Raw genomic sequence first — 26,937 nt, 5'->3', positions numbered from 1 at the left:
TATCTCATGTTCACCTAACGCTTGCCGTAAACGGCACAAAATAGCAGGCTAAAATTGGCGACGAAGGAGCACAGCCTGCTGTTTTGTGTCCTTGGTTTAACGGCCTTGTTAGCAACACATTTACTGCTACTAAAATTTAGTATCCTTTAATTCTTTTAACTTCATTGAACCGGAATTTAACCCTATTAAATTACCCGCCTCTCTTTCTTTCATCCCCTGTAACCAAGTTCCGATAAGCTTTCTCGTCACTTTTGGGTCATCATGCCCTATGCTAAGTGCAAAAGAAAATACCCATTCAATATACCCAGCGCCAGAAGTAAACTTTTGTTTAGCTGTAAAATGATAAAACCCTTTAGTGTGGGTTATGTTATCGCAAGGAAATTGAAGTACTTCAGACTTATCAAGTCGCTGCATTGTAACTGAACAAGATTTTGAGGTTATCTCAATTGTCATCTTACCCTGATGAATGTGGGAACCAAAATAAAACCCCTCCCAAGAGCCAGATAAGTCAGACCCACTGCTAGCAAAGCTGTGAAAAGTAGTTAGTGAAAATATAAAAATTAAAAAAGTCTTCATAATTCAAGTGTTGCTAACGCCTTAATAAACGGCGGAAAATAGCAGGCTAAAATTAGCGAAGAATGAGCGCAAGCCAACCTTTATGCGTCCGTTCTTGATTTATTTGTTAGGTGCACGGAGAAAGCCATAAATGATATCTATCATTGCCATCCAGCCCATCCTCCGATATGTCAGTAAGGTTTTTATAACCTATCTGAACAATGTACTTCCCAACTGAAATAGAAATTCGCGTTGCTTCAGGAAAGTAGTCTGTACAGCCTGCGATTACAAGTTTCCCTGTATTAGAAATGATTGTTGCTTCATTAACTAGATCATAGTCAGATTCATCAATAACTTGCTTCGATTCTTGAATATTAACGGTCACATGAACATCCATATTTCTTGCTGTTCCTATCCCGAGTGCTCCATCGGTTATAGCTAACTTTTTTTGGACTGCTTCTTCCGTCCAAGCTTCAGATAGATCTCCGACAGATTCATTATCATCTTGGATGTAGAACTGAAAATAGTCGGCAAATATTTCAAGTTCAAAACATTGCATAGTGCACCAAACATTTTTATCTACGACAAATGTCGCATAACAACAGCGTAATGTCTGCCGCATAACAACAGCTTTTCAAATACGCACTTTAATACCCTCAACAATAACAATAAGTTAAGCAAATGTCACCAAATTAGAAATGGTTAAAGTACGTCACTTGTCGTATAACAGTGATATTTGACAAACACTAAACACTGTATGTATACACATGCAAATAAATGAAAATGGAACAGCTTATGAAATCACCATTTTTATCCATGATTCAGGAACATATGTATACGCAAAAATATGCCAAAAGTGCTATTTCACATGAGCTCCGATGAATAACCGCCTTTGTCCAATTTCACAATTTATAGCACTCACAAACTCTCGATAAATAGACGAAAGAGCAAAATCAGTAACACACACTCACTCCACCAAAACCTTACTTGGATCTAAATAAAACATCTTTTTCCAGCCTTGGGTTTCAAGTGTTACAAGCCAAGGTAGTGGGATAAGAGACAAAATAGAATAATGTACGTGAGCGGGTTTTCCTTTGGCGTTGCCTGTATCGCCCAAAGTCCCAATGGGTTGACCCGAACTTAACCACTGACCAGAATGAGTTATAACACTCTCTAGGTGCGCATAATAATGAACCCGCCATTTAGGGCCGAGCACAATCATCACTTTGCCGCCTTTATTGAACTGTCCTGAAAATAAAACAACGCCGTCGGATGCCGACAGCACATCAATGCCTTTTTTCCCAAAAATATCTATGCCTTTGTGCACGCCCGAACTCCCCCACGGTTCATACCAAAAAGTCTCTTGATGCCAATCATGAACACTGGCACCACGTACCGGTATGTCTAACTTCTCGGGCAGTAATAAACCGATTAAAATGATGAAAGTCACAACAAAGAGTAAATACTTTAGATACCTCACACAGCAATCCTTAAATTTTTGCCAACCAATCCACATCAAAAACAGAACAATTTAGTTGCATAAAACGCACAAAAAAACACAACTTAGTAACTAACTAACCTCAAAAAGTAGATTAAATACTAAAACTCCTTAAAAAGTGCTGAATAACGCGCTGATTAAAATACAAACTAATAAACTAGTATTATAAAAATAAAATTTATTCCTCCATTTTGCTTTCATAATTATGTACCACCATGCGTTATAACTAAGATGATCCCGCTTGGAAATGGTATGCAGCACGCTATAGATCATGAAAATGTCCAGTTAACTGGTGTCGTTTGTGAACAAAAACATAACAACAAAAACCAACAAAGTACTAAAAGCACAAACAGCTTCGACTTAGCCAAGATTTCGCCAAACAACCTTGGCTGTGCAAATTTTCGCAAGGACTATGGTCTCAAATATGCTTATTTAGCAGGCGGTATGTATCGTGGTATTGCCTCTAAAGAGTTGGTCATCGCACTTGCAAACGCAGGCGTGATGGGCTTTTTAGGTACAGGCGGTAGGCAACTAAAAGACATTGAACAAGACATCATTCATATTAAAAGTAAGCTCACTCATGGCCAAGCATATGGGATGAATCTAGTCGCTAATTTAGACTCGCCAGATACCGAGCTTGCCACCGTAGCGCTCTATCTCCAACATGGGATAAAGTGTATTGAAGCCGCCGCGTTTATTCGCATTACACCCGCTCTGGTACTTTATCGCTTACAGGGTTTATACCAAGATGAACAAGGCAATGTGCGCTCTCGCAATAAACTGATCGCCAAACTCTCTCGCCCAGAAGTTGCCAATAGCTTTTTAAGCCCAGCACCTAAGCAAATCGTCCAACAACTGCTTGATGAGCACAGAATCACGGCTGAGCAAGCCAAATTAAGCCAATCCATTTTTATGTGTGACGACATCTGCGTTGAGGCTGACTCAGGCGGCCATACAGACAGAGGCCAGCCCGCAGTTTTACTGCCCGCCATCCAAAGCTTACGGGACCAAAAAGTCGCTGAGTTTGGCTTTTTGCATTCACCGCGAATTGGTCTTGGTGGCGGCATTGGCACGCCAAGTGCTGCCGCAGCCGCTTTTATGATGGGCGCAGACTTTATTCTCACGGGCTCTATCAACCAATGCACCGTCGAAGCAGGTACATCCGATACCGTCAAAAACATGCTGCAACACATCAATGTGCAAGACACTGAGTATGCGCCTGCTGGCGATATGTTTGAATCTGGCGCCAAAGTGCAGGTACTGAAAAAAGGCAGCTTTTTTGCGGCGCGTGCCAACAAGTTGTTTCAGCTCTATCAGCAATATGACTCGCTCGACGCCCTACCACAAAGAATACAAACGCAGCTACAAGATAAGTACTTCAACAAGAGCTTTGACGAGATCTGGCAACAAACCAAAGACTACTTGCTTGCATCTAAGCGCCCACACGATATCGAGCGCGCCGAAAAAGACGGCAAATATAAAATGGCCCGCGTGTTTCGCTGGTACTTTGCCCACAGCATCAAGCTGGCCTTTAGCGGCGATGAGCAAATGCGGGTGAACTTTCAAGTGCACACTGGCCCTGCTCTTGGTGCATTTAATCAGTGGGTCAAAGGCACAGAACTCGAACCATGGCAAAACCGTCACGTTGACAAAATTGCAAACAAACTGATGCAAGGCACCGCTGAATTGATGAATGCGAAAGTGCAACAACTGCTGGCTGCCAACCTCGCTTACAAATAAAAAAACGGAGTAGATATGAAAACATACATATTTCCGGGACAAGGTTCACAATACGTCGGTATGGGCAAACCGCTTTTTGCTGAGTTTCCTGCGTATGTTGAGCAAGCCAGTGACTTACTTGGCTATTCAATCAGCGAGCTGTGCTTGGCAGATCCCAACAAGCAGCTTAATCACACTCAATTTACTCAGCCTGCGCTTTATGTCGTCAGTGCCCTCGCCTTTTTACAACAGCAAAAACAACAAGGGCCTGCGGACTATTTGGCAGGTCACAGTTTGGGTGAGTACGCTGCATTATTTGCCGCAAGTGCAATCAGTTTTGAAACTGGGTTAAAGCTGGTACAAAAGCGCGGTGAGCTCATGAGCAAAGCCGCCCCCGGCGCCATGGCCGCTGTGCTGAATGTCAGCGAATTTGACTTAAATAACGCTTTGGCAGAGAACAACTTAAACACCATAGATATTGCCAATTTGAATGCGCCAGACCAAATCGTGATCTCAGGGCTTGCTGAAGACATTAACCAAAGCCAAGCTTGTATTGAGCAGCTAGGTGGTCGCTTTATCAAACTCAATACCAGTGGCGCATTTCATTCTCGCTATATGGCCCCTGCGCAAACAGAGTTTGCTGAATTTATTCAAGGCTTTGAGTTTAACACTTTGCAAACACCTGTGATTGCTAATGTCACAGCACAGCCTTATGACCATGCGGATATCGCTCAGCACTTAATAGCGCAAATTACCCAGCCTGTGCAGTGGACTAAAAGCGTTGAATACTTGCTCTCGCAAGGTGATATGGAGTTTTTAGAGCTTGGGCCAAAAAAAGTGCTGACTAAATTAGTGCAAAGTATTGAAAAGCAGTTTGTGAAGCCAGAGCAGTCCAGTGTCGTAAAAACCCCCTCAAATATTCAAGCAAATGTTACGCCGCAGCAGCAGGTTGCACACTGGAATAACACGTATCCAGTGGGTACCGAGGTGCTTATCAAAGGGCAAACAACGCCTTATAAGACCCGTACTCAAGCCACTCTACAGTTTGGCCACCGCCCTACACTTTATTTGCACGGTTTCGGCGGATACTTCCATTTAACTGATTTACGCCCTGCCCAGCAGCACGCGCGCATACCCGCAACGGCTTAAATCTACATGAATATAATCACTGGCCCAAGCAAGGCCATCAACAGAATAAAACTTAACCATAATATTGGACCACAGCGATGAAATATTACATTGGCTTAGCCACCTCATTTCACGACCCTGCAATTGCAATCGTTAACGCAAAAGGCGAACTCATTTTTGCCGAAGACGCAGAGCGCTTTTTAGGCTACAAACGTGGCCTATACTGCTTGCCAGACAACCCTTACTACATTGAAGAAGTACTGAAAACGCACTGCGCTGATTGCACCGAACTTGTGATTGCCAAAACATGGAGTAAAGGCCGCGAAAAAAGCACCAATATTTTAGAAAATGTGGTTTTAAGTATTTTAGAAACTTTCTCATTTAATATTGACGTCAACACCCGCGATATTAAAGATCAGTTCTACTTTGCTCGCGCTTCTCAGGCGGCGGCTGGCAGAACCCTATCTCGCTTTTTTGAAGCAGGTTGCCGCAACTTTATCGTTGGTAACTACCGAACCAAAAAACCAACGGATGTACGCTATCACGACCACCATTTAACTCACGCGGCAAATGCCTGTTTTAACAGCCCGTATGATGACGCGACCTGTATCGTAGTAGATGGCATGGGCGAAAAAAGCAGTATTGCTTATTACACCTACAAACATGGCAAAATTAAACCTGCGCCAATCAAGGTAAAACGCTCATTTAAGAGCTTAGGTTTGTTCTACACCATCATCTGTGAAAACCTCGGCTTTGACCCGCTCAAAGGTGAAGAGTGGAAAGTGATGGGCCTGGCCCCGTACGGTAAAAAAGACCAAAAGGTCTATGATTTACTGCGCTCATCTTTGCAGGTTAAAAACGGTAACTTTGCTGTTCCGAAAAACCTTAATGCCATCATGAAAGAAATCAAAAGCATGGCAAGAGAGCCAGGTGAGTCGGTTGAACGCTATAAAGACTTTGCTTACACAGGTCAGTTGGTGTTTGGTGAGATCTTCATGGATTTAATCAACGCTGCATACGAGTATGCGCCGTCTAAAAACCTATGTATTTCAGGTGGCTGTTCACTGAACTCCTCATTTATGGGCACCGCTCTTGAGCGCTCCAAATTTGACAACATCTTTGTGCCTTCAGCCCCTGCTGATGATGGCAATGCCATTGGTGCTGCGTTTTTAAGTTACCAGCAAGACAACCCAACTTGGCAGCCAAGTAAAACCGTGCAATCGCCCTACACAGGCTCGACAGTTAAAGAAAAATCACTGCAAAAGCTGGCGCAATATGGCCACTTAAAAGCCACAGATTATGGCGATGAGGTCTACAAAAAGACCGCAGAGTTTTTAGCACAAGGCAAAATCATCGGGTGGGCACAAGGTCGCGCCGAATTTGGTCCGCGCTCTTTAGGTAACCGCTCCATCCTCGCAAACCCATGTTTGCCAGATATGAAAGACACCATCAATGCCCGCGTTAAGTTCCGTGAAGAGTTCAGACCATTTGCACCATCTATCTTGCACGAGCACGGCGATGAGTACTTTGAAAACTACCAAGAGTCGCCTTACATGGAGCGTACTTTGGTCTTTAGAGAAGAAGTACGAAACAAGGTGCCTGCGGTTGTACATGTCGATAACACAGGTCGTTTGCAGTCAGTGAAAAAAGAGTGGAACGAACCTTACTATAACTTGATCAACAGCTTTAAAGAGATCACAGGTGTGCCTGTACTACTAAACACCAGCTTCAACATTATGGGTAAACCCATTGTGCATTCTGTTGAAGACATGCTCGCGGTGTTCCTGATGTCAGGCATCGACGTGTTGGTGATTAACAACACCATTTACGAAAAGAGCTAACAGTAAGCGCCCTAAATCAAGGGTGATTTAGGGCCTTTGCTTTGCACATTATTAGTTACACCCGTTTTACTGAGACAAACCATGAAAAACAAGCAAGATACTACGGCTAACAAACACACCTCAGCTCAACAAGAGATTGCCATTGTTGGTATATCGCTACGCTTTCCCGGCGCCAGCAGCAAAGAGCAGTTTTGGCACAACTTAGCAAACAAAGTAAGTAGTATCAGTGAGATCCCAGCGGCGCGCTTTCGATGGCAAGATGACTTTGACCCAGCTCCGAAAAAAGACGAACAAAAAATCGTGAGTAAATGGGGCGGATTTATCGACAATATTGACGGTTTTGATGCCGGATTTTTTGCCATATCCCCCAAAGAAGCGCAAAGCATGGACCCACAACAACGCCTGAGCATGGAGCTGGCGTGGCAATGTTTTGAAGATGCGGGTTTGTCTCCAAGCGCCTTCAAAAATACCAAAACGGGTGTGTACTTAGGTTGCAGTAATACCGACTATCAAGAGCTTGCCACGGGTAACATCGACCCGCATTTTTTAACGGGCATGTCGACCGGGGTTTTTGCCAATCGCATCTCCCATTATTTTAATTTCCAAGGCCCCAGCGAGACCGTCGATACCGCGTGTTCATCGTCTTTGGTTGCATTGCACAAAGCCATGAACGACTTTAATGCCGGAGAGATCAACGCAGCCTTAGTTGGCGGTGTTAACCTGCTTATCACCAAAAGTCGCTATGTGTCATTCAGTAAGCTCGGAGTATTATCACCAAATGGGCACTGCAAAACGCTAGATGCCAACGCCGATGGCTATGTGCGTGGCGAAGGCGTGGGCATGGTACTACTGATGCCATTAGAGCGCGCTGTAAAAGAAAACCTTACAGTGTATGGCGTGGTCAAAGGCAGCAGTGTCGGTCATTCAGGTCACACCAATACCCTCACCTCACCCAGTCCATTTTCGCAATCTCGTGTCATTCAAGAGGCCATCGACAATGCGGGGATCCATAGTGATGATTTATCTTACATTGAGCTACATGGGACAGGCACTCGACTTGGCGATCCAATCGAAATCCAAGGTCTAAAACGCGCTTTTCGTGCTACCAAATCTAAAAAGTCAGACGGAGACTCTACTTGTTATCTCAGCACAGTCAAAACCAATATCGGTCACTTGGAGTCCGCTGCGGGCATAGCAGGTATCATCAAAGTGCTTTTGAGTTTTAAACACCAGCAAGTACCGCCGCTACAAAACTTTGAAACATTGAACCCTAAAATCACGCTGGATAAATCCCCGTTTGCCTTGGCAACTGACTGTGTACCCTTAGAACAAAAGCATGTGCTTGCTGGTATTTCCTCATTTGGCTTTGCAGGCGTAAACGCCCATGTGATTTTGCAATCACCACCAGCCCAAATAGCAAATACCGCTAGTTTAGATATGCCAGCCGTGATTGTGCTCTCCGCCAAAAAACCTGAGGCCTTAATGGCGCGGGTCAAAGCGCTCAAGGCGTTTATTGAAGCGCAAAACTTAACCGATGATAGCTTGGCCGACTTGGCATTTACCCTACAAGTTGGCCGCGAAGACATGAGCCAACGCTTGGCTTTTAGTGCCAGCTCAATGGCTGAAGTAACAAAACAGCTTAATCTTTTTATTGAAGGCAAAAACGGCGCTTGGCAGCAAGGTAAAGCAGACAAAGACAACGCGAATACCTGTATAACAGCAGACAGTCAAAACGCCTCAGATGCACTAAGCCAATGGCTATCAGGTGCGATTGTTGAGTGGTCGGCACTTTATCATGATGCTAAACCACAGCGACTTGCCCTGCCCGGCTACCCGTTTAATCCAAAGCCATATTGGATAACCTCAAAAAAAGACGCGCCTAAAACCGAAGTTTTACACCCACTACTTCATAGAGCGTTACCTGCTTTTGATGAACTACTGTTTAGCTCGACTTTTACTGGTGACGAATTCTTTTTAGCTGACCACCAAGTCAATGGCAAGCGCCTGTTACCTGGGGTTTGCACGTTAGAAATGGTCCGTGCAGCCATCGCGTTATCCCACAATTTAGATGCGTCCCATGCCATTCAAATTGAAAACGTCAAATGGCTACGCCCTATCAGCATTGAGCAAGGGACACCCACTGAGCAAAACACCGTTTATGTGTCCCTTTGGCAGTCAGATAGTGCAATGCAATTTGAAGTGTGGCAAAAGCACGAAGGCGCCCAGCAAGTCTGTGCCTCAGGAGAGGTGCAAGTATCGCAGCAAAGCGCGCCCGTCACCTTATTTGAATTAACCACCGAGTCTGATCAGCTACTTACCCCGAGTGACGCTTACGCCACGTTTAAAAATATAGGCATAGACTACGGCACCCGCTTTCAAGGCCTACAACAGTTAAGCAAACAAGGTACGACAGCAACCGCCAAAGTGGCCGTACCTTCATCGTGTAGCCAAGGCTTTGGCCTATCACCGGCCCTTGTCGACGCGGCGCTGCAATCCTTAATCATATTTGCCGACCAATCACACGCAGCCCTGCCATTTGCCACCGAGCAAGTGTGTTTTTACAACGCACAGCAATTAAGTGCAGCACAGCACACTGAAGTCTGGGTCAAAGCAACGCAAACAAGCACCAACACAGATAACACACAAAAGTTTGATTTGGATATTTGTGACCTCGATGGCAATTTACTTGTGGGCATTAAAGGCTTTTCAACTCGAAAAATATCATTAGATGCTGTCAAACCAAGCACACAAGACTTGCTCACGCTCACACCTTGCTGGCAATCAGTCACACCCGACTTTGCAACGTCTCCTGAACTGCACGCAGCTTATTTTGGGCCACAGGCATTAAAACCAGGTTGGTTAACCGAGAGTAATGACACCAATCAGCTGGTTTGGCTGGCAACAGATGAGTACGCACAGCCGCTGGCTTTATTCCAACAACTCAAGCGCATGTTGGCAGACGGGTTTGATAGTAAGCCACTATCAATTACCTTAGTGACAAAACAAACACAAGCCGTTTTTGGCCAAAATGAACAAGTTAACTGCGAAGGTGCAGGCCTAATTGGCCTACTGCAAAGTGTTGCACAGGAATACCCAAGCTGGACGGTGCGCATCATAGATGCAGAGCAACTAGACTCAATCCCAAGTGAATTTACGTTGTTACCTGCGGGTTTGTATGCGCATCGCACCGGTCAATACTTGAGCTTTGAGCTGGCGCAGCACACCTTTCTAGATGCGACAGCTAACAAGGCGAGTCTGCAAAAACAAGGCACCTATCTCGTACTGGGCGGGGCTGGCGGTCTTGGCCAAGTATGGAGTGAGTGGATGATAAAGCACCACGATGCGCAAATCATCTGGCTTGGCCGCCGTGAACTAAACACCGACATTCAAAGCGATATTGATCGCTTAGCAAAGCTTGGTAAAGCCCCTGTATACATTCAATGTGATGCCAGTGACAAAGATGCGATGGAATGTGCATCTAAAAGCATCACCCGTCAATTTGGCGGTTTAAATGGTGTGGTGCATTCAATTTTACACCTAGAAGACCAAACGCTGGCAAACATGGATGAAGCGCAATTTAACCGCAGCTATCACGCTAAGCAGCAAACAGGTGAAGTTGCACTGGAGGTATTCAGCCAAGCAGATTTAGACTTTTTCTTGTTCTTTTCATCTATGCAGTCGTTTTCTCCTGCTGCGGGGCAAAGTAACTATGCCGCAGGGTGCGTATATCTAGATTCACTTGCTCGCACTTACCAGCATAAGTGCCCAGTTAAAATCATCAATTGGGGATACTGGGGCTCTGTGGGCGTAGTTCAAGATGAATACTACCAAAAGAAAATGATGGCTATGGGCATTGGCTCTATCGAGGCAGAGCAAGGCATGCAAGCTCTTGCGACCTTGATGGGCTCAAACTTAACGCAAGCGGGCGTGCTTAAAATCACACAAGCCGCACTAACCGATACCTTTAAGTTACAGAGCTTTAGTGCACAAGGCGCGCAGCATGCAATCGCCAAGCAAGGCTCTAAACATCAAACGCCTAAACAAGATAGCAAAGCGCAGGTTGACCTACACCAACTTTGCGCGGCGCTCCACCAAGCTGGCTGGCAACACCCAGCCCAGCGTGAACAAGCCCTTGCCATTTTGCCAGAGTACTTCCGTAAGTGGTGGACAGAGACCGAGCGCTATTTAGAGGCGCACCAGCTAATACAGAGTGGCGTTATTCAACCTGTTGAAGCAACCCATACTTCAACCCCATCAGAGAATCTACTAGATAATTGCTTGGCGAATTTGCCTGCCATTTTAAATGGCGAGATCAAAGCCACAGATGCGCTCTTTCCCAATGCATCCATGGCCTTAGTCGAAGCGGTTTATCAAAATAATCCGGTTGCAGATTATGCAAATGCGGTGTTGATTGAGCAGCTGCAAACCTACTTGACGACAGCCAGCTTGGAATCGATACGCGTACTTGAAATTGGCGCAGGTACCGGCGGCACGACCCGTTCAGTTTTACCAGCACTTAAGCCGTGGCAAGTTGAAGAATACGCTTATACTGATTTATCAAAAGCATTCTTTAACCATGCCAAGGCGCAGTATCAAACTGATTACCCATATGTTGACACCAAATACCTAGATATCAGCAAGCCTCTTGCAGGACAAAATATTAATATCGGTAGCTATGATGTGGTGATTGCCACTAACGTTCTACACGCCACACCGGACATTAAAAACACCCTGCAAAATGCCAAGGCTTGCTTAAAGCAAGGCGGTGTTTTACTTATCAATGAAGTGATACACACCTCCTTATTTACACATCTGACATTCGGCTTATTAGAAGGATGGTGGCTAAGCCAAGATAAGCACTTGCGCTTAGCAGGCTCGCCAATGTTGTCTATCGAAAACTGGCAACAAGCCCTTTTTGAAACTGGATTTGTAAACGCCTTTGCCGCTGGTGATGCAAGCTCTCCTCAGCAAGTTTTTTGCGCCCAGAGCGATGGCCTTTCTTTACAAAAAAGAACGCCCACACACACCAAGAACAAAGACAAAAAAGATAACCCCAAAGCAACACAGAGTATGAGCAGTACATCAAAACAACAGCCACAGCACAATGCAGATCCCTCTGCGCTGACTGAATTTGTCCACAATGCGCTATTTGACATTGCAAGTGCCGCCCTAGACATGGATCCTAACGAGCTAGACGCTGAAGAATCATTTGCAGACTATGGGGTAGACTCTATTTTAGCCATTCAAATGCTAGATGAGATCAACGCCAAGTTTAGCCTAAACTTGCCAGCAACCTTGCTATTTGATTACCCATCAATTGACACACTGAGTGCTTATATCATCGCAGAGCATAAAGAGCAGGTATTAGCGTTAATGCCAGTACAAAGCGACAGCAACGCATCTGAACAAGTGGGTGAAGCGCAGCTAAGCCCTGATAACACGCACAATTTGCGCAAGCACGGCTCACACAGCAAAACGGTGCAAGCAGAGCAAGAAAACTTAACAACGCAAGCACCTGTTCACAGTGGCAAAATCGCCATTGTGGGCATGAGCGGTCAATTTGGTGATGCGGACAATCTCGATGAATTTTGGACCATGCTGGCGGAAAAGCGCACCTCGGTCAAAGCACAAACACGGTGGGATTTATCACGCCTGAGCGCCAATCAGCAAAACTGGAGCAAATACGCCAGCTTACTGAATGACATCAGCTATTTCGATGCGCCCTTTTTCTCAATTACGCCGCAAGAAGCCATGTATATGGACCCACAGCAAAGGCTCTTTTTGCAACAAGCGTATAAAGCATTAGAAGACGCCAATATGATCACCAAAGTTGCTGGTCAAAATGTCGGCGTGTACTTGGGCTGTGCGCAAAGTGATTATGCTGGCTTGGCCGAAGAAGATGCGCCCGCACAAGTGTTTTGGGGCAATGCGGGATCGGTTATACCCGCTCGTGTCTCTTACTTTTTAAATTTAAAAGGCCCTGCTCTTGCCATAGACACCGCGTGTTCTTCCTCTTTGGTTGCCCTTCACAGTGCGTGCCAAGCTTTAAATAACAATGAGATCAGCAGCGCCCTCGTCGGCGGTGTTGCTACTTTATGCACGCCTAAATTTTCCATCCATGCGGGTAAAGCGGGCATGCTTAGCCCAGATGGTACCTGTTATACCTTTGACGATCGCGCCAATGGCTTTGTGCCCGGCGAAGGCGCAGGTGTGCTCGTACTGAAAAAACTTGAAGACGCCGAGCGCGATGGCGACCACATTTACGGTGTGATCCTAGGCTCTGCCACCAATCAAGACGGTACCACCAGCGGGATCACCGCGCCGAGTTCTTTATCACAAGAGCAATTGCACCGTGATATTTACACACGCTTTGATATCGCACCCGACTCAATTCAAATGATCGAAGCCCATGGTACAGGCACAAAACTGGGCGACCCCATTGAGTTTCAAGCGCTGACTCGGGCATTTAGAGCCCACACCGACAGCAACGAGTTTTGTGCGCTGGGCTCGGTCAAAACCAACATCGGCCACTGCCTAACCGCAGCAGGTGTTGCTGGGGTGATCAAAGCGCTACTTGCCATGAAGCACCGCACTATTCCTGCCTCGCTTCACTATGAGCAAGGCAACAGTCATATCAATTGGCATAACACGCCATTTTTTGTCAACCAAGAAGCCATCGCATGGCAAAGCGACAACGGACAAAAACGCCGTGCAGCGGTGAGCTCTTTTGGTTTTAGTGGCACCAACGCCCATGTTGTACTTGAAGAATATTTGACTCAGCCTATACAGCAGAAAAACACCGTTTCGCTGCCTGTGATCATCACGCTTAGCGCCAAAAGCAAAGAGTCACTCAATGACAAAGCGCACGCCTTGAAGTCATGGCTGACTCGTAAAAATATACAAGACAACGCCCTAACTAGCCTTGCCTTCACGCTACAAAGCGCCCGTGAAGAGATGGACTATCGCATGGCATTTACCGCAAGCACCATTGCAGATGTGCAAGATGGCCTGGCGCAATTTATAAACAAGGCGCGTGGTCACTACAAGCAAGGGGAAGTCAAACAAGGTAAAGAAATTTTAAGCGCACTGGATAACAGTGACTTTATACGTTGGATAGAGCAAGGCGACTTGAACAAGTTGCTGGCGCTTTGGGTTGTTGGTGCTGACATCGATTGGCCTTTATTGTACGCACAGCAAACGCCAGCGCTATTGCGTTTACCCACTTACCCGTTCGCTAAAACGTCATTTTGGCTACCAGAGAAAAGTACACATAAATCGGCTGAAAAATGCGAGCCAAGTGCTGCGTTCGACTTTAATGGTCCAAGCGCCAATGTGCAAAGCGCACAAGCTTTTGCACCTGTACCACACACACCAAGTGCACAAACATCCACTACACACTCCGCACTGCTGCATTACACCATAAACTGGGCGGATAAGCCGTTAACTTCTACTGAACCTGCAACATATCATCGTCAAGTTGTTCTGCTTGGTGATGACTTACCGGAAATATACTCGGTATCAAGCACGCGTCTAAGCTGCACAGCCATTGAAACTCAAGCGCAATTAGAAGCCTATACAAATGGTCTTATCAATTACTTTAAGCAGCTCGAACTGCAGCAAGGCACCATCACCAAAAAGACACCGAGCAAGTTACTTGTTCAAGTTGTGGTGAAAGACCAAACCGCGCTTTTATCTGCACTCAATGGTGTGCTGAAAACAGCCGCCATCGAATACAGCAACATTGAGACTCAGCTAATTGCCGTTGATGATGCAAATAATTTTGAACACCTTGTTGAGAATGAAGCGAAAAAACAAGACGCCTGCATACGCTACCAACAAGGACAGCGACAGGTTTTAACTTTTGACTTGCAAGCCTATCAGCAAGTTGACACCACCACTTTGCCTTGGAAAGAAAATGGTGTGTATGTAATAACAGGCGGCCTTGGCCAGCTTGGTCAAACCTTTGCCAAAGAAATCATCCAACATACTCAACAAGCACATATTGTGTTTGTTGGTCGCCGTGCACCTAACGATACGATTCAATCACACCTTGATGCACTTGGATGCGAGCCTTCAAGATTGAGCTATGTATCATTGGATATTGCCAATCATGATGACGTCAACGCACTTTTTACAAACCTCAAAGCCAAGCATAGTGGTATCACTGGCATAATTCACAGTGCCGGAGTGATCAAAGACCAACTGATAAGCAATAAAACGCCGCAAGAAGTCGCACAGGTGTTTGCACCAAAAGTGGCAGGCTTAATCGCTTTAGATGAAGCGAGTAAAACATGTGATTTAGACTTTTTTGTCTGCTTCTCTTCCATTGCAGGTGTATTTGGCAATATGGGACAGGCAGATTATGCCTGTGCTAACGCCTTCATGGACCGCTTTATGGCTGCTCGTCAAACGCTGGTATCACAAGGCATGCGCAGCGGTTTGAGCCTGTCGGTTAACTGGCCATTGTGGTCAGAAGGTGGCATGCAGGTTGACTCATTAACCACATCTATTTTGCAATCACAAGGCATTGAAGTCATGCCGAATGAGGCAGGTATCGACGCGTTTTATCGTATTTTTACCTTGCACAACATCCCTACTCAGCACTGTTTTTTATACGGCGATGCCAGCAAATTAACACAGCTTTGGCACAAACCTAGCACCACAACTCAGCGCATCAACACCGGCTCTGTAGAGGGTGGAAAAAGCCACGCCCAGATCCGTGACCACGTTAAATCAATTATTACCGACATCACTAAAATCGATGTGAAAGACTTAGACGATGAGGTTGATTTTAAAGACATGGGATTTGACTCCATCATGCTGATGTCTGTGGTGCAAAGGCTTGAGTCTGATACGTTTTTGAACATTGAAACTTTACCACCCGCACTGCTTTTTGAGATAAGCACCATCAATGAGTTATGTGACTATTTAGCTGCGCACCAACTGCCAACGCAAGTGGATGAGCCCGTGGTTCAAAGCACACCAGCGAGTGCAAATTTACATGGGCCTATGCCACTGTCAAAAGCCCAGCAAGGTCTGTGGTTACTACACAAGCAAAACCCGCAACTAAGCACTTACCACGTACCAATGGTTTTTGAAGTCAATGATTTGAATGTGGATTGCATGCAGGCTGCGCTTAACTGGCTCAGCCAAAAACACCCCATTTTGTCGGTGCAGCTTGCTGAAGTGGAAGGCTTGCCTCAGCAACAAATCACAGAGCTTACACCCACACTGGAGCAAAATCACACGCCAGTGTCGTCAAAATCAGCCTTGATTGATTTGATCCAAGCTGACATCAAGCAGCCATTCGCGATGACACAATCACACTCAGCACACAGCCCGCTGCTGTGGCGCGCAACACATTGGCAAATCAACGGCCAGCTCGATGTGGTGGTTTTAGTCTTCCATCACCTCATCATTGACGGTGTCTCTGCGACCCTATTGCTTGAACAATTATGGCAAACTTACCACGCTCTCGTCGCCAATGAACCGCTTGAGCAAGCTCAACCAGATACTGGCTTTTTCACCTACCTTGAGTGGGAAAAGAAGATGCTTAACAGCGAGCGAAGCACACAGCTAAAACACTATTGGCAAACACAGTTGCAAGGTGTTGAGTCTGAGCTGACATTAGCTGGCAAACAAGAAAAGCAAAGTGCGAACAAGCAAGCTAAGCGACTTGAGCTGGCGATGAATAACAATCAAGTGCAGCGTATTCAACAGTTTTGTAGTAGCAATAAAGTAAACCCTGCTGCGTTTTTCTTATCAGCGTTTCAAACTCTATTGAGTGCCAAAACGCAACGTGATGACATTACTTTGGGCGTGCCCGTGTTGCACCGCCCAACCAGTGATATGACCAAATCATTAGGCTTGTTTGTAAACCAACTGCCACTCAGAGGTTCAGTAAACCAAACGCACTCATTCTCGCAATTGGCACTACAAAACCAACACCAGCTTGGCGAGCTTATAAAACACAGCGGCTATCCATTTACTGAAATCGTCCGCGCAACGGGTGCGAAACGCGCGATGCACAGCCATCCTATTTTCCAAATCGGGTTTGCCTACCATAACTTCTTAAAACCAGATTGGGTTGAGTCTAATCAAGACTTAGTAAACGCCATTTGGCCTGAATGTGTGCAAGAACCTGAGCTAGATTTAAGCTTGGAAGTCACGCCTTTATCACACAGCTTTAAGGTTTCATTTAAATTTGATGAAGCCGTCTACCCATCCACTGTGATAGATGCATTAGCTAAAGACTATGCAAGTTTAATTGATGATGTGATGTTTGCAGGCGAGCAAGCACTTGGCAGCTTACCAGTCTTTGCTAACTTAAAAACCCTGCCTGCGGCTCAACCGACCCTAGTCGATTTGTTTGAAGCACAAGCCGCTATGCACCCAGAGCACATCGCCGTTTGCTTTGGTATGCAGTCAATCAATTACCGTCAGCTCAACGACAAAGCCAATCAATTCGCACACACGCTCTTAAATCACCCTGAATTTAAGCAAGGCACTGAAAACCTCATTGCGCTTTGTGCCAAACCTTCTATTGAGTTAATCGTCGCGATACTGGGGATATTAAAATCAGGTGCAGCCTATGTGCCACTTGATCCCAACTCACCTGCGGCGCGCATTCAACATATTTTAGAAGACGCCAAACCAAGTATTTTAGTACTTGGCGCAGAGATACAGCATGCAGGGGCCTACCAGCACCATCAAGTAATTAACTTGCAAGCTGCCCTTGCAACTACTATTCAAGTTGCCAATATCAATCGCGCATCTGCATCCAGTTTGGCGTACATCATTTATACATCGGGCTCAACAGGCAAGCCAAAAGGCGTTTTGGTTGAGCATCATAATGTATGCAGCTTGTTTAACAACACCCAATCGTTATTTGGTTTTAATGAACAAGATACTTGGTGCTTATTCCACTCTTATGCCTTTGACTTTTCGGTGTGGGAAATTTGGGGCGCGCTACTGCACGGTGGCAAGCTTTTGATCCCTGATGAGCTTACTCGTAAAGAGTCCGTGCGTTTCGCCAAGTTTGTCATCGATAACCAAGTGACTATTTTAAACCAAACGCCATCGGCATTTTACCCGCTGATGGACAACTTGCTGGCAAGCCCACACAATGCACTGCGTAAAGTGATATTTGGTGGTGAAGCACTCGATGTGAGCAAGCTGGCACCTTGGTTTGAGCAAGCACAGCCACAAGCAGAGCTTGTAAACATGTATGGCATCACTGAAACCACAGTGCATGTCACCGAAGTCACCATAGATTCGAACATGCTATATGGCGCACAAGCGCGCAGTATCATAGGCCGTGCCCTACCCGGCTACGAAGTGTTGTTGTTAGATGAACAATTTAACCCAGCTCAAGTAGGCCAAGTTGGTGAGATTTTTGTCGCAGGTTGTGGCGTGACTCGAGGCTATCACAATCAACCAGCTCTGACTGATGCACGCTTTATTACTCACAGTGATGGTAAACGCCTTTACCGCTCAGGTGATTTAGCCCGATTAAATGAGTCTGGCTTACTGGAATACATGGGCCGAGCCGATGACCAAGTTCAGATCCGTGGTCATCGCATTGAACTTGGCGAAGTCCAACATGCACTGCAATCACTGAGCTACATCACAGACGCCTATGTCACTAGCGCACAAAAGCAACGTGGACAAGTTTTGGTGGCCTATATCATTGCACCTGATGCGCCGTCTACAGCGCAAATACGTGCCGATCTACTGTTCAAGTTACCTGAATACATGGTACCTGCTTATTTTGTATTGGTGCCCCATTTCCCAATTACTTCAAACGGTAAGATTGATAAGCAGGCATTGTCGAAGCAGTTACCATTTGTGCCGTCACAAACGGCAATGCTAGAGGTAAAACCTAACGCCAGCACCCTCACTGCAACACCTAAACTAACTGAGCAATCAGAGCTCAAAGCAGCGGTTACGCAAATTTGGCAGCAAGTTTTAGAAGTCGACCACATCGCCTCCAACGTGCCTTTTTTTGAAGCTGGCGGTGATTCACTGCTGGCCAATGTGCTCACTGCTAAGTTCAAATCACAGTTAGATGTTGAGTTTCCGCTCACGCAGATTTTTCAATCCAGCACCATAGATGCGATGACAGACTTTATCGCCCAAGCGCAAAGTACGCATGCGCAAGCGCCTGTCCAAGAGATAACAAGCGATGCGGCTAATAGCAATTCTCACAATCAAGATAATCGCACTCAAGATATCGCATTGATCGGCCTGTCTTGCCAGTACCCTGATTCGCAGAACCACACAGAGTTTTGGCATAATTTGGTCAACGAAAAAGACTTTCTCAAACGACTCAGTGAGTCTACTGATCAAGGCGACATTACTTGGCTCGACTCTTGGGTTGAGGGCCAAGATCAATTTGACCCAGAGTTTTTCAATATCTCTGAAAAGAACGCCAAAACAATGAGCTACTCGCAACGCCAGTTGCTACTACATGCGTGGAAGGCCATTGAAGATGCAGGCTACTGCGCTGAAAACATGCCAAATACGGGGGTTTATGTGTCATCTTCTGGTGCGGATAACCCTGATTTAAATCTGCAAGACAAGTTTAAAGATGGTCAGTTTATTTTAAATGCACAAGACTATGTGGCTTCGACCATTAATCAACCCGGTACACTGCCAACCACCATTTCATATCACCTTGGTTTTACTGGCCCAAGTTTGTTTGTGCACTCAAACTGTTCATCATCTATGTCTGCCATCTCGTTGGCATGTAGTGCACTGAAAGCTGGCGAGATTGATTACGCCATTGTCGGCGCAGCTTGTCTTTACCCGCAACGTTACACCGGATATGAATACGAGAAAGGGCTCAACTTTGCAGGCGATGCGCGCTGTAAGGTGTTTGATGAACAAGCCGACGGCATGATTGGCGGCAGCGGCGTCTCTGTGATCGTATTAAAACGCGCCGATGGTGCAGTCAATGACGCTGATAACATCTACAGCCTCATTCGTGGTATCAAGGTAAATAACGACGGCAAAGACAAAGCAGGCTTTTTCGCTCCGGGCACCAAAGGCCAAATGCACGTCATAGAGCAAACTTTAAAAGCGTCAGACATCTCCCCTGCTTCAATCAGCTATGTGGAAGCCCATGGTACTGGCACTGCTCTTGGCGACCCCATTGAGTTTTCATCTTTGCAGCAGGTCTATCAGCAATATAGCGGCGACAAACAGTTTTGCGGCTTAGGTGCTGTTAAATCTAACTTAGGTCATACAGATACGTTGGCGGGCCTCACTGGCTTAATTAAAACATCATTGGCGCTTTATCACAAAAAGCTGCCAGCTTCACTGCATTTCAATAACGTTAATCCGCACATAGATTTAGCAAATTCACCCTTTTATGTGGTCGATAGCACGCGAGATTGGCACACGCCGTTGTTACCAAGGCGCGCAGCCGTGAGCTCTTTTGGTATTGGCGGCACCAATGCCCATGCCGTGTTGGAAGAAGCCTGTAATATCGAGCATCACGAGCTTGAAAACCAGCTGATACATTCACCGGCCATTATTGTGCTCTCTGCACACACGCAAGCAGTATTAGACAAGCAAGTCGCGCAATTACATGACTATTTGACTGCTAACAACTTAACTGAGCAAGACCTAACAAGACTCGCTTATACCTTGCAAATTGGCCGCACGGTGATGCCAATTCGCACAGGATTTGTCGTCAGTTCCATTGCTGAGCTGAAATCAAAACTCGCCGAGTACGTGCCAACAGCCACAACTAAGACAACGCACTCAATTGATTTAGCGCATGCGATAAGAGTTTTAGATCATCAAGAAATCTTAGCCCATTGGGTCGAAACCGGTTTCACAAACTGGGACTTTATCTATCAAGGTGCAAAGCTGCCAAAGCTCAGTTTGCCTACCTACCCGTTTGCACTCAAAACCATTGGTCTTGGCGATACACAAACCGTGCAAACACCTATAGTTGGTGATGATGAACAGGCTAAAGTGACGCTGAAAGCCCCTATTTGGGTCAAAAAAGCACAAACAGGCCAAGCTCATACGACAGCGACTGATACAAAGCATCACCTTGTTTTATGTGATTGCACTGCACACGCACAATTCAGTGAACTGCCAGATACGCAAGTACATTCATTGCACTCTGAACACTTCGCGATTGAGCAAAAAATTGCAGACTATGGCTTTCAACTGGTTGAGCTTATCAAGCACTTAGCAAAGACCAAAAAGCAGATAAAACTACAACTGGTCATTGGCGACAATGCATTCACCGATACTCAAGCGAACCTCTATACTTGCTTCCATGCGCTATTAAAAACAGCCAGCCTTGAGCACAAAACGCTGCAAACCCAATTGTTGGTATTAGACACAGAAGTAGTAGAAAGTAACGTTGCTAAGATACTCCGTGCAGAGCAAAGTGGCTTTGATGATAAATTTGTTCGTTACACCAAGGGTGAGCGTGAAGTATTGACCTATCAAGCAATTACATCAGCTGAACCAAAAATACCGTTTAAAGCCAATGGCGTTTACCTCATCACAGGTGGCTTTGGTGGCATAGGTCAGCACTTTATCAAGGCGATCAGTGCACAGCCATTTAATAAAACCATTATCGTGACAGGGCGTAAACCGCAAAGCCATCCTGAAGTGCAAAAGCAGTTAGTGGCACTGAGCACGTCAAATACCCAATTGCAGTACCAAAGCGTGGACGTTTCGCACAAAATGAATGTGCTTTTGATGGTCCGTGACATCCTTGCCAAATATGGTTCGCTGTGCGGTGTTATCCATGCGGCAGGCATTATTAAAGACACGCTTTTAAGCAAAAAAGATAAACACAGCTTTTCGCAAGTACTTGCCCCCAAAGTTTCGGGCGTGGTTGCATTGGATGAAGCCACTCAAGATTTAGCATTGGACTTTTTTGTCTGTTTTGCAGGGCTAAGCGGCGTAAATGGTGCTTTGACGCAAGTCGACTATGCCACTGCCAATGCCTTCTTAGATAGCTATATGCACTATCGCAGTGGACTGCAACAACGCGGTGAACGCCAAGGTATGAGCGCCAGTATCGACTGGCCGTATTGGCAAGACGGCGGCATGAAGATCAATCCTGATTTTAAAGACATGCTGGCACACACTGGTTTTACACCTATGCCTACACGCACAGGCATTGATGCATTTTACAGTGCACTACAATACCCTCAAACGCTCGTTGAATATACAAAAACGGCGCAGCCAGCCAATGTCAGCAGCACTCACAATGCACACCTATTTGACAGTATCGAGGCGCTCACTGCTGAGTTAAAAACGGGCCTGGTCGGCATTGCCGCTGACATTTTAGGGGTGGATGTCAACGAGCTTGACCCTGATACAGACTTAGGTGACTTTGGCGCAGACTCTATCGCTTTTATCACCTTTATCAACCAAGTGAATGCCAAATACCAACTAACGCTGTCGCCGAGCGTGCTGTTTATGCACTCTACTTTAAACAGTATTTTGACCCATATCTTGGACGAGCACAGCGATAAATTGGTTGGGAACAACTCAGATCATACTGAGCTTCAAAAGACCCAAGTTACTGAACAGACGAATGAAACGGATGATCGCATTGCGATCATTGGGATCAGCGCACAATTTCCACAAGCAAATAACATTGATGTATTTTGGCAAAACCTCGTCAATCAAACAGACTGTGTGACTGAATTTGACTGGGCAAGTGAAAATACTGATACCCGTTCACAACAACCATTACCAAAAGACATAAACTGGCTTGGTCGTCTTGAACGCAACCAACACTTTGATCCGCTGTTTTTCAATATTGCCCCAGCTGAAAGTGACCGTATTAAGCTCCAAGAAAGCTTGTTGATGTCACATGTTTGGCAATGTATTGAAGATGCAGGCTATGATCCAAAATCCTTAGCTGGCACCAACACTGGGTTATTCATTGGCTGTCAGGCTGGATATCACGAGGGCTTGATCACCTCCTCTGCTTATGCGCCAAATCGCATGAGTTACTTTTTAGATTTACACGGTCCTAGTGAAGGCGTTGATACTACCTGTTCGTCTTCTCTCGTTGCCATCCACAAGGCGGTACAAGCCATTCAAAATGGAGAATGTGATCAGGCCATCGTAGGCGGTGTGAATGTCATTGAGTCACCCAGTGCATCAATTGCCATGCATGACATTGGCGCGCTCTCACCCACAGGGCGTTGTCGCACTTTCTCGGCAGATGCCGATGGTATTGTGCGCGGCGAAGGCGTCGGCATGATCTTTATTAAAAAGCTAAATGAGTCAGAGCGTGATAAAGATCACATCTATGGGACGATTTTAGGCTCCGCCATTAATCACGGCGGCAAGTCTCAAGGCTTTACGGTCCCCAATGCAAAAGCGCAAACTCGCCTGCTCGACAAAGCTTGGCAAGATGCGGGCGTTGACCCAAGAACGCTAAGCTACATTGAGTGCCATGGTACCGGCACCTCGCTTGGCGATCCTGTTGAGCTCGATGCTCTCAAGGCCGCGTATAAAAAAATCAGCACGGCTACAGATAACGCGCAAACCTGTGCACTGGGATCTGTGAAAAGTAATATCGGTCACCTTGAAATTGCCGCAGGTATTGCTGGAGTGATCAAGGTATTGTTGCAGCTTAAACACGTAACTTTGGTGCCATCACTCCATGTGGATGAGCTCAACCCATATCTAGGCCTTGAGAACTCAACATTCAAAGTACAAACAGAGATGACACCTTGGCAAAGTGAGCAACCGCGCCGTGCCGGGGTAAGCTCATTTGGTATCAGTGGCGTAAACGCCCATATCGTACTTGAGGAATACAGCAAAAAAACTAATGTCGAGACCACAGCAGCAGATACTGAGTCTGCCATCGTGCTCTCAGCTACCAGCAAATCGGCGCTAGAAGCAAAAGTTAAAGCGCTCAATGCCTATCTTGAGCAGCAACCGACCGTGTCGTTCGAGTCCCTCGTTTATACGCTGCAAGTAGGCAGAACGGCGCATAAATACCGCACTGGCTGGACTGTTTCCTCTGTTGCGGCTTTAAAGCAAAAGCTCAGCGCTGAGCTTGAAAGCAATACTTTGATGATTAAAAAGGTACCAAGCACAAAAGCTGAGGCGATTGCAGATAACGATGTATTAAAGCTTGCCCACAATCCAGCTGCCCTGCTGCGCTTTTGGCTTGAAGGACACCCAATCAATTGGTCTGTGCTATACAAAAAACCGGTGCAAAAAATCAGCTTGCCAAGTACACCGTTTTTAACCACTGAGCCCCCTGCTACGCCTTGGCTACTGCTAGAGAATCAATGGCAAACGATGCCACTGATCTGCCCGCTAGATTGGCAAGCACAACTACAACCACTGCTTGCCAACAAAAAAGGGCTTATCGTCGCAAAAGATAAGCAAAGCGCTGAGCCACTGCGTGCTAAGCTCAACGGCTGTAACGTGGATATTGTACATTTTTCAGAGCTCGACACTTTGGTATTTAACCAAGATACGTTACCTAGCTTTGCCTACTTCATTGCCGAGCAAGCAGAAACAAAACCTGAGAATATAAAGCCTCTGTACGAATTTATACAGGCGATTTCCAAGTTTGATAAACACGCGATGCAGTTGTTTTGCGCTTTGCCAAATAGCCAAATTAACAGCAGCTATGAAGACATCAGCGCACTGCTCAGAAGCTACACCATGCGCAACCCTGCCCATGTTTGGAGTCTGGTTGAGTTTGCTGACAACGGTTCAGAGTGGGCTGACAAATTACTACAAGAGCTGGTTTGCCCGAGTTTAAACAGCGATGCCACTCAACCTAACCAAGTGAAGTATCAAGACCAATCTCGCTTTGGCTTAGCACTGAACAAAGCAGCTGTACCTGCAAATAATTCAGCCCTCAGTGGAAACAACTTTAAGCAACACGGGGTGTATTTGATTGCTGGTGCACTGGGCGAACTAGGCATGACATTGTGCGAGCAATTATTAACACAATTTAACGCCACCCTTATCTTGCTTGGCAGACGCAAAGAGGCACAATGTATTGACTCGCTCAATCAACTAAAAGCATCTAAACAAGGTCAAGTCCATTACTTGAGCGCAGATGTCGCTTGCGAGCAAAGCCTTGAAGAGGTTCACAAGTACATGGATGAACACAACTTGCAGCTAAATGGCATACTGCATTTAGGTACCGCCTTTAAAGAAGATGAAAACCACTGGGCTGACTTTGAACAAGGGATGCAAGTCAAAGTGCAAGGCTCAATCAATCTGGACAAGGTATTTGCACATACCGACCTTGATTTGTTTGTGATGTTCTCATCCATGGCAGTATTTGGCAGTTTAAATCACCTATCCTACTCATACGGTAATGGCTTTCAAAACGCATTTGCCCACGCCCGTCAACAACAAGTACTAGCAGGTGACAGGTATGGTAAAACGTTGGCCATTAATTGGGGATACTGGCATTCAAACGACCCTGTAAAAAGCATTGAAAATGGCTTTGCAGAAAAAAAAGGCTATCAGCTTATCACCATGCCTGAGGCGTTTAGCTTAATGCAAAGCTTATTAAGCAACGAAGTCACCAACATGGGCGCTTTGCTAAGCACATCGCCTGATAAAATCTATCACAATACTGTGCGCTTAATGAACCGAGAGGTTGCGCCCGCTGATACTGTCACACACTTATCAGATACACAGATTGAAGTAGAGAACAGCGCTGATATACGAGGTGCAGTGATCCAAATCGTCAGCAATGTGATTGGTATAGCAACAGATGAATTAGACCTAGATTGCGACCTATACGAATATGGCTTTGACTCTATCTCTTTACTGAAAACCTTTCAGCAATTAAAAGATCAGCTTCAAATTGAGCTGCAAGCAGACGCGTTTAAAAACATGAATACCATAGCGGCATTCATTGAAGACATTGAAAAGCTCTATGCTACGCAGCACACAGATAGCCAAAGTGAAGAAAGTCAGCAAAAACCTGACTTTATTTTAGACGCGGGCTTCACCCCTATCAATCAAACCACTGTTTTACCAAAGGCCTATGAAGGTGAAGTCAACTCGGTGCTACTCACTGGCGCAACGGGCTTTTTAGGCAGCCATATTCTTCAGCAATTAATGGATGAGACAGATGCCACCATCTACTGCATTGTCAGAGCGAGTTCGTTAAATGAGGCCAAGCAACGTATTGCGCACTCAGCCAAAAGCTACCAGCTCTCCCCTGATATGAGTCGTATTGTGCCCATACTTGGAGATATGGAAAAGCCCCAGCTTAGTTTGTCTGATAAAGATTGGCAAAGCTTGTGCGAACATGTGCAGCACATAGTTCACACGGCTTCTTACGTGAATCATATTCAGCCTTATTTTGCATTCAAAAAGTCAGTGGCGGGCACCAATCAGCTGTTACAAATGGCCACGACAAAATCGCTCAAAATGATGCACTTTGTCTCGAGCACGACAGCCAGTACACAAGTCAAAAATTCGCACTTTTCAGTGAACCCCATCGAAGACTTTATTGACGTCATTGATGCTGAGCTCATTTGTAGTGGCTACGGTCAATCTAAATGGGTGCAAGAGGAGAATATCCGCCAAGCTTCAGAGTGTGGAGTGCCCTACACCATTTATCGCTTTGCGCAGATCTCCGGGTCCTCACAAACTGGCATTGGCAACACCGATGATATTTTCCACCGAATTTTAAAAATGATGATGCGAGCGCCTGTACAGCCCGCAGATGTTCCGTATTTACTGGATATTATTCCGGTGGATAAAGCCGCTGCCGCCATCGTGCTCGGCATGAATGATGAGCAAAAACGCAATACTGTCTTTCATGTGGCAAACAAAACACCACTGCCTGTCACGCAGTTTTACGACATGGCAAAAAGCCAAGGCTTACACTTTGAGCAAGGTGAAAAGCATGCGTTTATTGAATCATGCAAACACTATATCGAACACGCAACGGAGGGTAATACCCAAGTCATTATGGATGGCTTACTCACGCAGCGACCAGGATATGATGAATATTTGTTTGAAGCGTACCTAATGCCAATGGCACCGTACGACAAAGACAATTATTTAGCGCTGGTCGAACAATACCAAGTTGGATTAGATAATTGGGAGGCGCTGTTTAATACCTATTTTAAACAGTGGCGAGAAGACTCACACTATCAGATAATTTGGTCCATCAACGAGAGCTGTTGATACAAAAAATGCTTGGCT

7 protein-coding genes are annotated in these 26,937 nt (G+C 45.8%); 4 read left to right on the top strand and 3 right to left on the bottom strand.

Annotated elements, in window-relative coordinates:
* Positions 1–129: 129 nt before the first annotated feature.
* The 3 genes from N473_RS14040 to N473_RS14030 all read right to left on the bottom strand — a co-directional run bounded on the left by N473_RS14040 (position 130) and on the right by N473_RS14030 (position 2,035).
* A complete protein-coding gene (locus tag N473_RS14040) occupies positions 130–576 on the bottom strand; it encodes a hypothetical protein (protein WP_063368463.1) in 447 nt (148 codons plus the stop codon).
* 106 nt (positions 577–682) lie between these two features.
* Positions 683–1,177 carry a hypothetical protein gene (locus tag N473_RS14035; RefSeq protein ID WP_155735616.1) on the bottom strand — a complete coding sequence of 165 codons (495 nt, stop codon included), beginning with the start codon at positions 1,175–1,177 and terminating at the stop codon, positions 683–685.
* Between the two features lie 345 nt (positions 1,178–1,522).
* Positions 1,523–2,035, bottom strand: a complete 513-nt coding sequence (locus N473_RS14030; protein WP_231099572.1) for a M23 family metallopeptidase — start codon at positions 2,033–2,035, stop codon at positions 1,523–1,525.
* 270 nt (positions 2,036–2,305) lie between these two features.
* Between N473_RS14030 and N473_RS14025 the strand changes: the two genes are divergently transcribed.
* The 4 genes from N473_RS14025 (at position 2,306) to N473_RS26250 (ending at position 26,919) form a co-directional block, all read left to right on the top strand.
* On the top strand, positions 2,306–3,793 hold the full coding sequence (locus tag N473_RS14025) for a PfaD family polyunsaturated fatty acid/polyketide biosynthesis protein (protein WP_063368460.1): 1,488 nt from the start codon (positions 2,306–2,308) through the stop codon (positions 3,791–3,793).
* Between the two features lie 15 nt (positions 3,794–3,808).
* Entirely contained in the window at positions 3,809–4,921 is a 1,113-nt protein-coding gene (gene fabD / locus N473_RS14020; protein WP_063368459.1) for an ACP S-malonyltransferase, read from the top strand.
* A 77-nt stretch (positions 4,922–4,998) separates the two neighbouring features.
* On the top strand, positions 4,999–6,741 hold the full coding sequence (locus N473_RS14015; RefSeq protein ID WP_063368458.1) for a carbamoyltransferase: 1,743 nt from the start codon (positions 4,999–5,001) through the stop codon (positions 6,739–6,741).
* An 81-nt stretch (positions 6,742–6,822) separates the two neighbouring features.
* Positions 6,823–26,919, top strand: a complete 20,097-nt coding sequence (locus N473_RS26250) for a non-ribosomal peptide synthetase (protein WP_063368457.1) — start codon at positions 6,823–6,825, stop codon at positions 26,917–26,919.
* Positions 26,920–26,937 lie beyond the last annotated feature (18 nt).

This window comes from Pseudoalteromonas luteoviolacea CPMOR-1 (genome assembly GCF_001625685.1).
Lineage (GTDB): Bacteria > Pseudomonadota > Gammaproteobacteria > Enterobacterales > Alteromonadaceae > Pseudoalteromonas > Pseudoalteromonas luteoviolacea_K.
Note: the sequence above shows the minus strand (reverse complement) of the source record. Positions and strands in the feature narration are given on the sequence as shown.

Coding starts and splice junctions, on each gene's coding strand:
- N473_RS14040 (WP_063368463.1), bottom strand. CDS start 576: ATGAAGACTTTTTTAATTTTTATATTTTCACTAACTACTTTTCACAGC.
- N473_RS14035 (WP_155735616.1), bottom strand. CDS start 1,177: ATGCGGCAGACATTACGCTGTTGTTATGCGACATTTGTCGTAGATAAA.
- N473_RS14025 (WP_063368460.1), top strand. CDS start 2,306: ATGCAGCACGCTATAGATCATGAAAATGTCCAGTTAACTGGTGTCGTT.
- fabD (WP_063368459.1), top strand. CDS start 3,809: ATGAAAACATACATATTTCCGGGACAAGGTTCACAATACGTCGGTATG.
- N473_RS14015 (WP_063368458.1), top strand. CDS start 4,999: ATGAAATATTACATTGGCTTAGCCACCTCATTTCACGACCCTGCAATT.
- N473_RS26250 (WP_063368457.1), top strand. CDS start 6,823: ATGAAAAACAAGCAAGATACTACGGCTAACAAACACACCTCAGCTCAA.